General features: G+C 69.7%; 13 protein-coding genes. 8 read left to right on the plus strand and 5 right to left on the minus strand.

What is annotated here, in order from left to right; genetic code table 11:
• The first annotated feature begins 46 nt into the window (after nucleotides 1-46).
• On the plus strand, nucleotides 47-2,662 hold the full coding sequence (locus ACWPN3_RS06990; protein ID WP_492243850.1) for a DNA translocase FtsK: 2,616 nt from the start codon (nucleotides 47-49) through the stop codon (nucleotides 2,660-2,662).
• A gap of 330 nt (nucleotides 2,663-2,992) precedes the next feature.
• On the opposite strand, the gene znuB is transcribed toward ACWPN3_RS06990, so the two are convergent.
• Together znuB and znuC are read right to left on the minus strand one after the other, a co-directional pair.
• Nucleotides 2,993-3,778, minus strand: a complete 786-nt coding sequence (gene znuB / locus ACWPN3_RS06995) for a zinc ABC transporter permease subunit ZnuB (protein WP_098736094.1) — start codon at nucleotides 3,776-3,778, stop codon at nucleotides 2,993-2,995.
• Nucleotides 3,771-4,502, minus strand: coding sequence for a zinc ABC transporter ATP-binding protein ZnuC (znuC, locus tag ACWPN3_RS07000; protein ID WP_109453239.1), 732 nt, complete (start codon nucleotides 4,500-4,502; stop codon nucleotides 3,771-3,773). Before znuC ends, znuB begins: the two co-directional genes overlap by 8 nt.
• 158 nt (nucleotides 4,503-4,660) lie before the next feature.
• On the opposite strand from znuC, the gene znuA reads away from it, so the two are divergent.
• Both znuA and dapB read left to right on the plus strand, forming a co-directional pair.
• On the plus strand, nucleotides 4,661-5,671 hold the full coding sequence (gene znuA, locus ACWPN3_RS07005) for a zinc ABC transporter substrate-binding protein ZnuA (RefSeq protein ID WP_109451265.1): 1,011 nt from the start codon (nucleotides 4,661-4,663) through the stop codon (nucleotides 5,669-5,671).
• 77 nt (nucleotides 5,672-5,748) lie between these two features.
• A complete protein-coding gene (dapB, locus tag ACWPN3_RS07010; protein WP_492261193.1) occupies nucleotides 5,749-6,546 on the plus strand; it encodes a 4-hydroxy-tetrahydrodipicolinate reductase in 798 nt (265 codons plus the stop codon).
• Nucleotides 6,547-6,596: 50 nt separating this feature from the next.
• Here the strand turns inward: dapB and ACWPN3_RS07015 are convergent, their stop codons facing one another.
• Both ACWPN3_RS07015 and ACWPN3_RS07020 read right to left on the minus strand, forming a co-directional pair.
• Nucleotides 6,597-8,165 carry an HD domain-containing phosphohydrolase gene (locus ACWPN3_RS07015; RefSeq protein WP_492243849.1) on the minus strand — a complete coding sequence of 523 codons (1,569 nt, stop codon included), beginning with the start codon at nucleotides 8,163-8,165 and terminating at the stop codon, nucleotides 6,597-6,599.
• A gap of 116 nt (nucleotides 8,166-8,281) precedes the next feature.
• A complete protein-coding gene (locus ACWPN3_RS07020) occupies nucleotides 8,282-8,908 on the minus strand; it encodes a LysE family translocator (protein WP_492243848.1) in 627 nt (208 codons plus the stop codon).
• Between the two features lie 367 nt (nucleotides 8,909-9,275).
• Between ACWPN3_RS07020 and ACWPN3_RS07025 the strand changes: the two genes are divergently transcribed.
• Together ACWPN3_RS07025 and ACWPN3_RS07030 are read left to right on the plus strand one after the other, a co-directional pair.
• Nucleotides 9,276-9,524: a hypothetical protein gene (locus ACWPN3_RS07025; RefSeq protein ID WP_098736097.1), complete on the plus strand. Its 249-nt coding sequence runs from the start codon at nucleotides 9,276-9,278 to the stop codon at nucleotides 9,522-9,524.
• A gap of 94 nt (nucleotides 9,525-9,618) precedes the next feature.
• The gene (locus ACWPN3_RS07030) at nucleotides 9,619-9,909 is read left to right on the plus strand and encodes a hypothetical protein (protein ID WP_098736280.1); all 291 of its coding nucleotides are present in this window, start codon (nucleotides 9,619-9,621) and stop codon (nucleotides 9,907-9,909) included.
• Between the two features lie 102 nt (nucleotides 9,910-10,011).
• On the opposite strand, the gene ACWPN3_RS07035 is transcribed toward ACWPN3_RS07030, so the two are convergent.
• Nucleotides 10,012-10,263 carry a hypothetical protein gene (locus tag ACWPN3_RS07035; RefSeq protein ID WP_109048879.1) on the minus strand — a complete coding sequence of 84 codons (252 nt, stop codon included), beginning with the start codon at nucleotides 10,261-10,263 and terminating at the stop codon, nucleotides 10,012-10,014.
• A 484-nt stretch (nucleotides 10,264-10,747) separates the two neighbouring features.
• Between ACWPN3_RS07035 and ACWPN3_RS07040 the strand changes: the two genes are divergently transcribed.
• The 3 genes from ACWPN3_RS07040 to ACWPN3_RS07050 are packed head-to-tail and all read left to right on the plus strand — an operon-like array spanning nucleotide 10,748 to nucleotide 15,449.
• On the plus strand, nucleotides 10,748-14,305 hold the full coding sequence (locus tag ACWPN3_RS07040; protein WP_492243847.1) for a hybrid sensor histidine kinase/response regulator: 3,558 nt from the start codon (nucleotides 10,748-10,750) through the stop codon (nucleotides 14,303-14,305).
• 53 nt (nucleotides 14,306-14,358) lie between these two features.
• The gene (locus tag ACWPN3_RS07045) at nucleotides 14,359-15,090 is read left to right on the plus strand and encodes a LuxR C-terminal-related transcriptional regulator (protein WP_492261194.1); all 732 of its coding nucleotides are present in this window, start codon (nucleotides 14,359-14,361) and stop codon (nucleotides 15,088-15,090) included.
• Nucleotides 15,091-15,128: 38 nt separating this feature from the next.
• Nucleotides 15,129-15,449 (plus strand): hypothetical protein, encoded by a 321-nt coding sequence (locus ACWPN3_RS07050; RefSeq protein ID WP_492243845.1) that lies wholly within the window; start codon nucleotides 15,129-15,131, stop codon nucleotides 15,447-15,449.
• The last annotated feature ends 8 nt before the right edge of the window (nucleotides 15,450-15,457 follow it).

Below are 15,457 nucleotides of genomic sequence, written 5' to 3' on the forward strand. Positions count from 1 at the left end.
CCGGCCAGCCCCTTTTTCGGTTTCTACAGCACGAGGTTTCCGTCCCATGGCCCGACCCGCCGGCCCCTCCTCCGCGCGCCCCCGGCCCAGCCTGGGACGGCCCGCCCCCAGCCCGCGCAAGGGAGCGCCCCGCGAGGCCGCGAAGGAGCCGGGAAAGGACCGCATCCGCTCCGGCCGCAGCCGGCAGGAAAAGCCGCCCTTCTTCTCGCCCGCCATGCGCGCCTTCGTCGTCGCCCGTGCGCGCGAGGCGATGGGCTTCGTGCTGGGCCTGTTCGGCCTGCTGCTGATGGTGCTGCTGGGCAGCTACGACCCGCATGACGCCTCGCTGAACTCGGTCCCGGCCACGGCGGGTGGCGCCCACAACCTGTTCGGCATCCCCGGCGCCTATGCCGCCGACCTGCTGATCCAGTCGCTGGGCTGGGCCGCCTTCGTCATCGCGCTGGTGCCGATGTTCTGGGGCTGGCGGCTCGGCGCCCAGCGCAAGCTCGGCAACCCGCTGTTCCGCACCGTCCTGGCGCTGTGGGGCGTGTTCCTGGTGGCGATGGCGCTGGCCGGCCTGACCGACGCCTCCACCGATCCGCTCGCCCCCCTTCCGGGCGGCAGCATCGGGCAGGTGCTGTTGCGCGGGGTCGCCAACCTGTTCGGGCCCGAGCCGATGGTGGCGACGGCCGCCGCGGTGGGCGGCGGGCTGGTGCTGTTCCTGGCGGCCGGCCTGTCGATCGGCGAGTGGATTGCCAGCTTCCGCGCGCTCGGCCGTGGCATGGTCAACGGCGTCCACCTGATCCGCCAGGGCACCCGCAACGGCGTGGACTCCCTGCGCCGCCACGGCCGCAATGCCGCGCAGGCGGCCTCGGTCGCCGTGGACGCCTCGCTGCGCGGCGGCAAACACGACATCCCGCGCTTCGACGAAGCCGTCCGGGTGCCCCAGCCTCCCCCCGCCGGCCTCGATGCCAGCCGGGTTACGCTGACGGCCGGACCAGCGGCAGGCCCGGCTGCCGCCCCCGGCACAACCGCCCTGGGCGGAGCCGACAAGCCGGCCCGCAGCGTTCCCATCGTCACCCCGCCCAAATCCGCAGCACCGGAGACCAAAGGCGACAAATCGGACCCGCGCCAGCCCCGCCTGCCACTGGGCGAGGAGGAGGGACCTCCGGGCTACGAGCTGCCGCCGCTCGACCTGCTGCAGGTGCCGCCCACCGGCATCCGCGGCGAGCAGTTGGACGAGGCGGCGCTTCAGCGCAATGCCAGCCAGTTGGAAGGCGTGCTGGGCGATTTCGGCGTGCGCGGCGAGATCCAGAAGGTCCATCCCGGCCCGGTCGTCACCCTGTACGAGCTGGAACCGGCCCCCGGCACCAAGTCCTCCCGCGTCATCGGCCTCGCCGACGACATCGCCCGTTCGATGAGCGCCGTGTCGGTCCGCGTCGCCGTGGTCCCCGGCCGCAACGTCATCGGCGTCGAGCTGCCCAACGCCAAGCGGGAGACCGTTCTGCTGCGCGAACTGATGGCGGCGGAAGGCTTCGACAAGCATGGCGGCAAGCTGGCGCTGGCGCTCGGCAAGGACATCGGCGGCCAGCCGGTGGTCGCCGACCTCGCCCGCTTCCCCCATCTGCTGGTCGCCGGCACCACCGGCTCGGGCAAATCGGTGGCGATCAACACGATGATCCTGTCGCTGCTCTACCGGCTGCCGCCGGAGCGCTGCCGCTTCATCATGATCGACCCCAAGATGCTGGAACTGTCGGTCTATGAAGGCATCCCCCATCTGCTGACGCCGGTCGTCACCGATCCCAAGAAGGCGGTGGTCGCGTTGAAATGGACGGTGCGGGAGATGGAGGACCGCTACCGCAACATGTCCAAGCTCGGCGTGCGCAACATCGAGGGCTACAACGCCCGCCTGCGCGAGGCGCGCGAGGGCGGCGAGTCGCTGACCCGCCGCATCCAGACCGGCTTCGACCCCGACACCGGCAAGCCGCTGTTCGAGGAGCAGCCGCTCGACCTGACCGAGCTGCCCTACATCGTGGTCATCGTCGACGAGATGGCCGACCTGATGCTCGTGGCCGGCAAGGACATCGAGGCGGCGATCCAGCGTCTGGCCCAGATGGCGCGTGCCGCCGGCATCCACCTGATCATGGCGACGCAGCGCCCGTCGGTCGATGTCATCACCGGCACCATCAAGGCCAACTTCCCGACCCGCATCAGCTTCCAGGTCACCAGCAAGATCGACAGCCGCACCATCCTCGGCGAACAGGGGGCCGAGCAGTTGCTGGGCCAAGGCGACATGCTCTACATGGCCGGCGGCGGCCGCATCACCCGCGTCCACGGCCCCTTCGTCTCCGACCACGAGGTCGAACAGATCGTCAGGTTCCTCAAGGCCCAGGGCGAGCCGAATTATGTCGACGCCATCCTGGAGGACGAGGAGGGCGAGCAGTCCTTCGACGACGATGCCCTGCCCGGCACCGGCGGCGGATCGGGGGACGACCTCTACGACAAGGCGGTGGCGGTGGTCTGCCGCGAGCGCAAGGCCTCGACCAGCTTCATCCAGCGCCAGCTGCGTATCGGCTACAACTCCGCCGCCCGTCTGATCGAGCGGATGGAGACCGAAGGGGTGGTCAGCAAGCCCAACCACTCCGGCAAGCGCGAAGTCCTGGCCCGCAACATCGACGAATGAGTGTTTCCTGGCACCCCGTTGACAGCGGGCGGGTGCAGCACCAATATCGGGGGTAGGTGGGCCGGGAACTCCTATTCCCCGGCCCGCCCGCCCGATCTTAGTGCGTCAGAAGGTCAAGCAGCCGCTTGACGATCTCCAGCACCAGGATCAGGAGAGTGAGGATTTTCTCCATCCTCCAGCCCTCCGTTGGTACGGCGGCGATGGCGGCCCTCCCGCCATCGCGTCCGCCGGCGGACTATGGCCCAGGCGGTCACTTCCGCAAACGGGAAACCCACGCGAACGTGTTCTTTTTCCGGTTGCAGGCAGCGCTGTCGCGCGCCGTGCTTTCGATCAGCGCCGCAGCGGCACCAGCGATCCCAACAGGAACAGCGCGGCGGCAGCCACCACCACGCTCGGCCCCCCCGGCAGATCCCAGTTCAGCGAGGCCAGGATCCCGGCGATCACCGCCAGGATGCCCAGGACGGAGGCCAGCGCTGCCATGCCTTCCGGCGTGCGGGCGAAGCGGCGGGCCGCCGCCGCCGGGATGATCAGCAGCGACGTGATCAACAGGATGCCGACGATCTTCATGGCGATGGCGATCACCAGCGCGATCAGCAGCATGAAGGCCAGCCGCAGGGCGTCGACCGGCATGCCCTCGACCCGCGCCAGATCCTCGTCCACCGTCACCGCCAGCAGCCGGCGCCACAGCAGCGCCAGACCGGTCAGCGCCACCGCGCCGCCACCATAGATCGCCATCAGGTCGCCGTCGGTCACCGACAGGATGTCGCCGAACAGGTAGGCCATCAGATCGACGCGCAAGGTCTCCAGGAAGGCCAGCGCCACCAGCCCCAGCGACAGCGAGCCATGCGACAGGATGCCCAGCAGCGTGTCGGCGGCGAGATGGCGCCGCCGCTGCAACGCCACCAGCGCCAGCGCCAGCGACACGCAGACCACCATCACGCCGATCATCGGGTTGACGCCGAGCAGGAAGCCCAGCGTCACACCCAGCAGGGCGGAATGTGACAGCGTGTCGCCGAAATAGGCCATGCGCCGCCACACCACGAAGGAGCCCAGCGGCCCGGCCAGCAGGGCGATGCCGCCGCCGGCCAGCAGGGCGCGGATCACGAACTCATCCATGGCAGCAGTCCCCGTCATGGTCGTGCACGACCTTGCCGTCCTCGGCATGGGCATGGTCGTGGTGGTGGACATAGACGGCAAGGTCGCGGGCATGGCCGCCGAACAGGGCGTGATATTCCGGGTGCCGGCTGACATCCTCCGGCCGGCCGGAACAGCAGACATGGGCGTTCAGGCAGATCACCCGGTCGGTGCGCGCCATCACCGTGTGCAGGTCGTGGCTGACCAGCAGCACGCCGCAGCCGCGCCGCTGCCGCACCTGGGCGATGCGGTTGAACAGCTCCGCCTGCCCATGCACGTCCACCGCTTGGTCGGGCTCGTCGAGCACCAGCAGGTCCGGCTCGCCCAGCAGGGCGCGGGCCAGCAGCACCCGCTGCATCTCGCCGCCGGAAATCGTCTGCACCGCCGAGTCGGCGAGCCGCGTCACCCCGGCCTCCTCCAGCGCCGCCGCCACCTGATCGGCGGTCACCGGCCGCCACAGCGCCAGGAACCGGCGCACGGTCAGCGGCAACGTCTGGTCCACCGACAGCCGTTGCGGCATGTAGCCGATGCGCAGGTTGGGCCGCCGCAGCACCCGACCGCCATCGGGCGCCGTCAGCCCCAGCACGGCGCGCACCAGCGTCGTCTTGCCGGCACCGTTCGGGCCGATCAGCGTCACCACTTCGCCCGGCTGGACGGCGATGTTGACGCGGTCCAGCACGGTGCGGCGGCCGAAACGGACGGTCAAATCCTCGGTCCAGGCGAGCGGGCCGGCGAAGAGGGCGGAGCCATCCCGGTTTGGTTGGGGTGTTGACATGTTACGTTATAACGTGACACCAAAGTGAAGCCGGTTTCCCTATGCGCTGAAACCGGAAGCCTGTCCAGCAAGTCTAGAGGATCCCTCCCATGCGTCGATTTGCCCTGTCCAGCCTTCTGACCGGCACCCTGGGCGCTCTTGCCGTCACCGCCATCGCCACTGGCGCCCTGCCGGCCCGGGCCGAGGCACCGAAGGTGGTGGTGTCGATCAAGCCGATCCATTCCCTGGTCGCCTCGGTCATGCATGGGGTGGGCGAGCCGGTCCTGCTGGTCCGCGGCGGCGCCTCGCCGCACAGCTACACGATGAAGCCATCGGACGCGAAGGCGCTGTCGGCCGCCGATCTGGTGGTCTGGGTCGGCCCCGAGCTGGAAGGGTTCCTGGAAAAGCCGCTGAAGGCCAACGCGCCGAAGGCGACGAGACTGACCCTGATGGAGCAGAAGGGCCTGACCCTGCTGCAGACGCGCGAAGGCGGTGCCTGGGAGGCGCACGACCATGGACATGAGGGCGGCCATGAGGGGCACGGCCATAAGGATCATGATCACAAGGACCACGATCACGCTGCCGACCATGACGACGACCATGACGAGCTGAACAGCCACATCTGGCTCGATCCCGCCAACGCCCGCGCCATCGTCACCGCGACGGCGGACGCGCTGGCCGCCAGGGATCCGGCCGATGCGGAGGCCTACCGCACCAACGCCGACCGCACGCTCCAGGCCATCGACGCGCTGGATGCGGAACTGAAGGCCACGCTGGCGCCGCTGAAGGACAAGCCCTTCGTCGTCTTCCACGACGCCTACCAGTATTTCGAGGCGCGCTATGACCTGTCGGCGGTCGGCTCCATCACCGTCAGCCCGGACCGCCGCCCGTCGGCCAAGCGGCTGTCGGCGATCCGCGCCAAGATCGCCGGGCTGAACGCCGCCTGCGTCTTCGCCGAACCGCAGTTCGAGCCGACGCTGGTCCGCACGGTGGTCGAGGGAACCAAGGCGAAGACCGGCGTGCTCGACCCCGAAGGCGCCGACCTGCCGGAGGGCGAGGCGCTCTACCCCACCCTGCTGCGCAACCTCGCCGCATCGCTGCGCGGCTGCCTTGGCGCTTAAGCCACGGCCGGGCCTGTGCTAAACCGCTGGGAGGGCGGGAAACTCCGGCCGGAAGAGTCGAACAGAGGATGGGCGTCATGAAGATCGGTGTCGTCGGGTGCGCGGGGCGCATGGGCCAGATGCTGGTGCGCGAGATCGCGGCGACTGCGGGCTGCACGCTGGCCGGCGGGACCGAGCGGCTGGGCGGCCCGGCGCTGGGCAAGGATCTGGGCATCCTGTCCGGGATCGACCCGCTGGGCGTGACCGCCATCGACGACCCGGTCGCCCTCTTCGCCGAGGCCGACGCGGTGATCGACTTCACCAGCCCGGACTCGACGGAACGGCACGCCGCACTCGCCGCCCAGTCGGAGACCGTGCTGGTCGTCGGCACCACCGGCCTCAACCCGTCGCAGCAGGCGGCCATCGCCGCCGCGGCCACCCACACCGCCATCGTCCAGTCGCCCAACATGTCGCTGGGCGTCAATCTGCTGCTGGCTCTGGTGGAGCAGGTCGCCCACGCGCTGGACGACGACTACGACATCGACATCCTGGAGATGCACCACCGCCGCAAGGTCGATGCGCCGTCAGGCACCGCGCTCGGTCTCGGCCGTGCCGCGGCGGCCGGGCGCGGGGTGGCGCTGGAGGATGTCTGGCAGAAGGTGCGCGACGGCCACACCGGCGCCCGTCCACGCGGCGAGATCGGCTTCGCCACGCTGCGCGGCGGCGACGTGATCGGCGACCACACCGTGTTCTTCGCCAGCGAGGGCGAGCGGGTCGAGCTGACCCACAAGGCGTCGGGCCGCGGCATCTACGCCAAGGGCGCCGTCCGCGCCGCCCTGTGGGCGCAGGACAAGACGCCGGGCCTCTACAGCATGCGCGACGTGCTGGGCGTCTGAAAACCGGCCCCTGAAAGCTGGGGCTTGAAAAGCAGGTGGGGCGGCGGGTCCTACACCCCCGCCCCGTCGCGCTCCAGCACCGCCAGGAAGGCCTCGACCACCCGCGGGTCGAAATGGCTGCCGGCCTCCGCCCGCAGCAGGTCCAGCACCTCGCCGATGTCCCACGCCTTCTTGTAGGGGCGGCGATGCAGCAGGGCGTCGAACACGTCGGCGACGGCGACGATGCGGCCGGCCAGCGGGATGGCGTCGCCGGCCAGCCCCTTCGGATAGCCGCTGCCGTCGAACTTCTCGTGATGGCTCTCGGCGATCTCCGCGCCCATCGACAGGTAGCCGTGGCGGTCGCCGCCGCAGGCATCGCGCAGGATGCTGCCGCCGATGGCGGCATGCTCGCGCATCACCGCCATCTCCGCCTCGTCCAGCCGGCCCGGCTTGCGCAGGATGGCGTCGGGGATGCCGACCTTGCCGACATCGTGCAGCACGCTGGCCAGCCCGATGGTGTCGCAGAACCAGTCGTCCAGCTCGTGCGCGAAAACATTGCGGGCGTGGAGTTCGCGGGCGATGGCGGTGGCCCAGCGGCCCAGCCGCTTCACATGGTCGCCGGTGACCTCGTCCTTGTATTCGGCCAGCTTGCCCAGCGCATGGACGGTGGCGATCTGCGCCTGGTTCAGCCGCTCGTAAAGCCGCAGATTGTCCAGCCCGACCGCCGCCTTGGTGCAGAGCAGCTCCACCAGCGGCCGGTCGCCCGCGGCGAAGGGACCGCCCAGCAGGCAGAGCGCCAGCGGCGGCGCATCGCGGCCGCGCAGCACGGCGACTCCGCAGCAGGCGCTCCAGCGCGTCTGCCCGTCGGCCAGCGCCGCCAGCACGGTGGCGGCCGCCTCCGGCGGCAGGTCGTCTGCCGGCAGCCCGGCCTCCGCGACGATGGACGGTCGCCCATCCTCCCCGGCGGCGCACAGCAGGGCGGACTGGGCGCCGCCCGCCAGCGCCGCCGCCCGCCCGACCAGCCCGGCCAGGAATTGCGGGCGCGAGCGCAGCCCGGCCAGATGGTCGGCCGCCTCCATCACCCGCTCCAGCCCCTGGCGGCCATGCTCGATGGTGGCGATGTGCTGGTAGGAGCGCAGTGCCGCGACCGCGGCGGTGTAGAGCTTCTGCGCCGTCAGCTCGCTCTTCGCCTTGTAGTCGTTGATGTCGTAGGCGGCGATCACCTGCCGTTCGGGCGCCTGCCCCGGCTGGCCGGTGCGCAGGATGATGCGGATCTGCCGGTTGCCCATCTCCTCGCGGATGTGGCGGACCAGCTTCAGCCCGGCATCGTCGGTCTCCATCACCACATCCAGCAGGATGGCGGCGATGCCCGGATGCTCCGCCAGCAGCGACCGCGCCTGCCTTGCGGTGTAGGCGGACAGGAAGCGGACCGGCCGCTCCTCGAACATCATCTCGCCCAGCACGACGCGGGTGATGGCATGGACCTCGTGGTCGTCGTCGACGATCAGGATCAGCCAGGGCGGATTGCGCCGCCCGCCGTCGGCGGATTCCTCCGCTTCGGCGGCGAATTCCAGGACATCCGCGGCGGAGTCCCGCCGGAGAATGTCCGCCCTGTCGGCCCCTTTGCCCCCGTCGACCATCACCGCCCCCGCGGATCGATTCGCTTTCGCCAGCGTCAAGAAAGTTACCGGCGCGTGCACCACCTCATTCGCAGACAATTTTCGGTGAAGTTATGATGAGTTGTCAATGAATCGGCTCAGGCCGTGCGCTTCCAGGCCACGGTCAGCAGCCCGGCGCCCATCAGCAGCGAGCCGCCGACCCGGTTGACCGTCCGCTGTACCGACGGCGTCCTGACCGCGCGCCGCGCCGCCGAGGCCAGCAGGGCATAGCCGGCGGCGTTCAGCGTCGCCAGCACCAGGAAGGTCGCCTCCATCACCACCATCTGCCCGGCCAGCGGGCTGCCGGTGTCGAGGAACTGCGGCAGGAAGGCGACGAAGAAGACGATGCTCTTGGGGTTCAGCGCGGTGACGGCATAGGTGTGCAGCATCATGCGCCAGGGCCGGACATCCCGGTCGTCGGCCGCGGCCTCGGCGTTGCCGACCGGCGCCCGCCACAGCTTGATGCCGAGATAGAGCAGATAGGCGGCACCCGCCCATTTCAGCAGGGTGAACAGCGCCGCCGAGGTCGACAGCAGCACCCCCAGCCCCAGCATGGAGGCGGTCATCGCCGTGAAGTCGCCCAGCGCCACCCCGGCCACCGTCGCCATGGCCGATTTCCGCCCATGGCCCAGGGCATAGGACACCACGATCAGCACCGTCGGCCCCGGAATCATCAGCATGATGGCGGAGGCGGCTGCGAAGGCGAGCCACAGGTCGGCGGACATGGTGCTGTCTCCAATATGGGTAGTGACCCACTCATCAATCCACAGCCGGCTGGCATGCGCAATGCCATTGGCGGTGGACCGGAACGCCGATAGGCAAAAGCCCGTCCGACGCAAGAGCGCAGTGGCGGCGGAGCCGGCCGAAATTTGCCGCGTCAGACCCGCGAAACGGTCACAGGCGGAATAATTCGCCGCAACCTATGTTGGTCCCGGTATCGGCCGGTCCGCGGCGGCATCGCCCAGGCGCCGGTTGTGGCTCCATCGTCGAATTGTCACAGCCGAACGTCATAGGCACCATTGTGGAATCCGGAACGAAGGTCTAGTTTGTTTGTGCCCCCAACGATTTCCCGAGCATGGGAAGGTGCCATCCATGAACCTGCACAATCTGGCCAGCGATATGGTGCAAACCGCTCTGGCCTGTGAAAAGGCGCTCCCCGGACGGGCGAACGCCGACGAACACGATCTCGCCCGGCACATCCTGGTCGAACCCGACCACGCCTGGCACGTCTGCGAGACCTACGCCCGCGCGGTCAGCATTCCGGTCGAACAGCTCCCGGTCAGCCAGCTCCGCGGCCTCATCAGCGACATTGTCCTGTCGAAGCTTCCCCGTTACGACTGAGTTTCTCGATCCCAAGGGCCGGCGCCGTATCCGGCCGATGGCCGGAACGATCCGGGTTTACCGAACCCCGCACTCCAAGTTCCGTGGTGCCACCATGGCGATCGAGCTTCATTCCTTTACCGTAACGCTGGCCGTCGCGGATGCGACCGGCTGCTCCAGCGCCGCCGAGCATCGTGCCCGCATCTGGAAGGCCGTGTCCGACCTGTCGGCCGCCGTCCGCAATGCCGGCATGGCGACCGAGGCCCGTTTCCGCGGCCAGGACCGCCAGGGCCATGTCCTGTTCGAGGCGACCGACACCGGCGCCGCCTTCCTGCGCGGCCTGCCCGCCATCGCCAGCGTCGATGACGCGCGCAGGAACGGCGGGCGCGTCCAGCTTCGTCACTGAAGCCCCGTCACTGACGGCCCGGCGGGCACCGCTCCCGCTGGAAAAGCAAAGGCCCGCCGCTCCGATCCGGGGCGGCGGGCCTTGCCGTGTTGGAAACAGGGTTCAGCGCGCGCGGTGGCGCAGCGGCCGGACGTTGCTTTCGGTCTCGACCTCTTCCTCGGTGGGGCGCACCTTCTTCAGCTGGACGATGAAACGCTCGGCGCCGTTCTCCATCACGGCGATGCCGGTCAGGCCATGCGCCCAGTCACAGGGAACGACGTGGATTTCCTTGATGGTGGCGGTGCCGGCCGCAAGCTCCGCACGGTCCAGGACCACGTCCCCGACCCGGAACCCCAAATAGGCGTCGATCAGCATTCTCTTGGGCGTCCGTCTTCCGTTTCAGGCCACGCACCGGGGCCGGCACCGACGGCCGGGCTCCCTTACGATGGACCATCTTGCCATAGATTGGGCCGTTCGCGACGCTTTCCCAGCGATGACGACGCAGTAAACCGACAGGGACCCCCGTTTGTCCCACGGCCGGCGGGGCCGGACGGCAGGCGCGGAAGCGGCCGTCCCCGTCCGAGGGAGGAGACGGAAACGGCCGCTTCGGCGGTCCCCGGACCCTTGGACTGATGCCCGGGACCGGGGCGGGAACGCCGGCCGTCACACCAGCGGCGACCGGGACGGCGGCGTCCGGCAGGTGCAGAATAGTTCGACCGGCAAACCATTTGCGCCCCTACCTTCGTTCAGCCCTGCACAGTTCTTGAGCAATTCCGAGCCCGCCCGTTGTTGGCGGCGGCAGCATTGCGATAGGGTCGTCGCACAGCTCCCCTTCCCACCCCAAAGAGGTCCGTCGGTCGTGCAGAGTTGGCTGGTGCTGGCCGTTTCGGCGGCCTATCTGGGGGTTCTGTTCGCCATCGCCTGGTGGGGCGACCGGCGCACCGCCGGGGGCGCGCTGCTGTCGGCCTCGCCGCGGGCGACCGGCATCCTCTTCGCGCTGACGCTGTGCATCTACAACACCAGTTGGAGCTTCTACGGCTCGGTCGGCCGGGCCTCGGCCAGCGGCTTCGATTTCCTGCCGATCTATCTGGCGCCGATGATCCTGCTGCTGGCGGCCCGCCCGGTGCTGACCAAGACCATCGCCATCACCAAGGCGCAGAACGTCACCTCCATCGCCGACTTCATCGGCGCCCGCTACGGCAAGAGCCAGGCGGTGGCGGCGCTGGTGACGCTGACGGCGCTGGTCGGCGTGCTGCCCTACATCGCCTTGCAGCTGAAGGCGGTTGCCGCCAGCTTCGACGTGCTGACGGCCCCGTCGCTGGCCGCCCCGGCCGCCCTGCCGCCGCCGGTCTGGGGCGACACCGCCTTCGCGGTGGCGCTGTCGATGGCGGTCTTCACCATCCTGTTCGGCGTCCGCCACATCAACGCCAGCGAGCATCACCGCGGCCTGATGCTGGCCATCGCGTTTGAGAGCCTGGTGAAGCTGACCGTCTTCCTGGCGGTGGCCGCCTTCATCGTCTGGGGGATGTTCGACGGCTACACCGACCTGATCGCCCGGCCGCAGGCGGAGCCGCTGCTGTCGCCCGACTTCACCGACCCGACCTGGTGGTCGAACACGTCGATCTCGATCATCGCCTTCCTCTGCCTGCCGCAGATGTACCATGTGATGACGGTGGAGAACGACAATCCCCGCCATCTGCGCGCCGCCGCCTGGATGTACCCCTCCTATCTGGTGGCGCTGAGCGCCCTGATGATCCCCATCGCGGTGGCCGGCCTCATCACCTTCGGGCCCGACAGCGGAAGCGACGGCATCAACCCCGACACCTTCATGATCACCCTGCCCATCGCGGCGGGGGCCAGCGGCTTCAGCCTGCTGTCCTTCATCGGCGGCCTGTCGGCGGCGACCGGCATGGTCATCGTCGCCGCGGTGTCGCTCAGCACCATGCTGTGCAACGACGTGGTGATGCCGCTGCTGCTCAGCCGCAAGCACTTCGCCGCCCGCGTCGGCCGGCGCGACATGGTCGGCACGCTGCTGCTGGTGCGGCGGCTGTCGGTGGTGGGCATCCTGCTGCTGGCCTATGTCATGCACCGGCTGGTCGACCGCGACTACCCGCTGACCGTCATCGGCCTCCTGTCCTTCGTCGCGGTGGCGCAGTTCGGCCCGGCCTTCTTCGGCGGGCTGTACTGGCGGCGGGCCAACCGGGTGGGGGCTCTGGCCGGGCTCGGTGCCGGCTTCCTGCTGTGGGTCTACACGCTGCTGGTGCCGTCGATGGCGCGCATCGTGCCGGTGCCGGACGCCTTCCTCGATCACGGCCCCTGGGGCATCGGCTGGCTGCGCCCGCAGGCCCTGTTCGGGATCGAGGGGCTGGACCCCATCTCGCACGCCAGCCTGTGGAGCCTGCTCGCCAACCTGATCGCCTTCGTCGCCGGCTCGCTGCTGGCCCGCCCCAGTGCCGTGGAGCGCACCCAGGCCGTCTTCTACACCACCGCGACCGCCGACCGCGACGAGGACGACACGCCGCAGGCGCTGGCCAGGCTGGCCGACCTGCGGGCGCTCGCCATCCGTTTCGTCGGGGCGGAGCGCGGCAACGCCGCCTTCGATGCTTATGCCGCCGGACGCAAGGGCGAGACCGGCCCCGCCGACCTCGACGCCGTCCGCTTCACCGAGACGCTGATCGCCGGCGCCATCGGGGCGGCGTCGGCGCGGGTGGTGATGGCCGCCTCTCTGCAAGGCCGCTCGCTGTCGCGCGGCGACGCCATGGCGATGCTGGACGAGGCGTCGGAGGCGCTGCGCTTCAACCGCAAGCTGCTCCAGGCGACGCTGGAGAACATCGGCCAGGGCATCTGCGTGATCGATGCCGACCACCGCATCGCCGCCTGGAACCACCGCTATCTGGAACTGCTCGACCTGCCGGCCGACATGGTGCGGGTTGGCGTGCCCTTCGCCGACCTGATCCGCTTCAACGAGCGCCGCGGCGAATACAGCGCCCGCGACATGACGGCGCTGCTGACCAACCGCGACACCGCCAACCAGCAATGGCCCTACCGCTACGAGCGGCGCCGCCCCGACGGCACGGTGCTGGAGATCGTCGCCAACCCGCTGCCGGAAGGCGGCTATGTCTCGACCTACACCGACGTGACCGAGCGCTACCGCGCCGCCGAGGCCCTGCGCGAGGCCAACGAGAGCCTGGAGCACCGCGTGCAGGAGCGCACCGACGCGCTGCAACAGGCGAAGGCGGAGGCCGAGGCGGCCAACGCCAGCAAGACCCGCTTCCTCGCCGCCGCCAGCCACGACCTGCTGCAACCGCTGAACGCCGCCCGCCTGTTCGTCTCGGCGCTGGAGGAGAGCATGCGGGGACCGCTGCCGACGCCCGGCCAGCGGGAGTCGGAATGCGGCATGATCGACAACGCCGCCGCCTCGCTCCGCTCGACCGAGATGCTGCTGGGCGGACTGCTCGACATCTCGTCGCTCGACGCCGGCAATGTCCGGGTGAAGATGCGCAGCTTCGCCATCGACGAGCTGCTGGGCGGGCTGGGGGTGGAATTCTCCGCCCTGGCGCAGGAACGCGGCCTGACCTTGAAGGTGGTGGGCTGCGGTGCGGTGGTGCGCTCCGACCCGCAGCTTCTGCGCCGGGTGTTGCAGAATTTCCTGTCCAACGCCATCCGCTACACGCCGAAGGGCCGCGTCCTGCTCGGCTGCCGGCGCCGCCGCGACCCCATTCACGGTGATCGCCTGCGCATCGAGGTTTGGGACACCGGCCCCGGCATCCCCGAGGCCAAGCGCCACGAGGTGTTCGAGGAGTTCCGCCGGCTGGGAGGCGAAAACGGCGGCGGCAATCCGGCCGATAAGGGATTGGGCCTCGGCCTCGCCATCGTCGACCGCATCGCCCGGCTGCTCGACCATCCCGTCACCCTGCGCTCCACCGTCGGGCGCGGCACCGGCTTCGCGGTGGAGGTGCCGATGGAGCAGTCGCGCGCCACCCCGGTCACCCGACCGGTCTCCACGCCTGCCGCCCTGTCGGCCGGGCTTCTGGTCCTGTGCATCGACAATGAGGAGCCGATCCTGGCCGGCTTGCGTGCGCTGCTCGGCCAATGGGGCTGCCGGGTGGCGACGGCATCGGACGTCGAAGGCGCCCTGGCGGCACTCGCCCCCTTCGACGGGGCGCTTCCCGATGTGGTCTGTGTCGATTATCACGTCGGCGACGGGCAGACGGGGCTTGCGGTTCTGGAGCGGTTGCGGGAATTGTGGGACCGCCCGGTCAAGGGGCTGCTGCTGACCGCCGACCGCTCCGAAGCGGTGCGGGCGGAAGCGGAGCGTTGCGGCTGCGGGGTGCTCTACAAACCGGTGAAGCCGGCGTCGCTGCGCCGCTTCCTGAACGGGGCGGCCTTGCAGACGGCGGCCGTGGCCGAGCGTTAAGGCTGGAACCGGACAAAAGCCGGGCGGCCGCAAATGGGGGGAGTGCGGAAGCCATGGGCGAGGACAGCGCAGCAGGCGCATCGGCAACGGCTGGACAAACGGCGGCTGAACAAACGGCGGCCGCGCAAACGACAGCCGGACAGACGACAATCGTCATCGGCGACGACCATCCGCTGGTGCAGGCGGCGCTGCGCGACGCGCTGGGCCGGGCGATGCCGGAGGTGCGGGTGATCGAATGCCCGGACCTCGACTCGGTGATGACCGCGGTGGGAGCGCAGCCGGACGGGATCGACCTCGTCCTGCTCGACCTGAACATGCCCGGCACCCACGGTTTCGCCGGCCTGTTCCTGATGCTGGCCCACCACCCGACCGTGCCGGTCGCCATCCTGTCGGCCTTGCAGGATCCCGACACCATCCGCCGGGCGCTGGCCTATGGCGCCTCGGGCTACATCCCGAAGTCGCTGTCGATGCCGGCGATGGCCGACGCCATCCGCGCCATCCTGTCCGGCGAGACCTGGGCGCCGCCGCTGTCGGCGGTGTCATCGGAAGCCGACGAGGCAGACTCCGCCCGCCGCTTCGCCTCGCTGTCGCCGCAGCAGCTGCGCATCCTGACGATGATCGTCGACGGCAAGCTGAACAAGCAGATCGCCGGCGAACTGAACGTGTCGGAGCAGACGGTGAAGGTCCACGTCTCCAGCATCCTGCGCAAGCTGAACGTGGTCAGCCGCACCCAGGCCGCCGTCGTTGCCGGCCGGCTGGCGGTGGGCGGCGACGTGCTGCGCTAACGCCCGCTTCTCCCACGACCACACTCCCGAGTGCCTCCATGGTTCTGCTGCTGAGCATTTCGCTGACCCTGTCGCTGGTCGTCCTGCTCGGCGCCGCGGCGATGGAGCGGGCCGCGATCCTCGGCCGGATCAACGGAGCCAATGGCCTGACGATTCTGGTGGCATTGGTCGTCTCGGCCGCCGCCTCCCTCGTCGCGGCCATGCTCGCCGGCTGGATCGGCGGGTGGGGCGCCATGCTGACGGTCCTGGTGGGATCGGCCCTCTATCACTGGGCTATGGCGAAGCTGCTTCTGAGTGGCTTGCAGGGCATCGCGTCCCGCATCGCCGCCACCGACCGGGCGAAGTCGCCGTTGCGCTGACCTCGCAT

It is taken from the genome of Azospirillum sp. UENF 111221 (genome assembly GCF_058780625.1).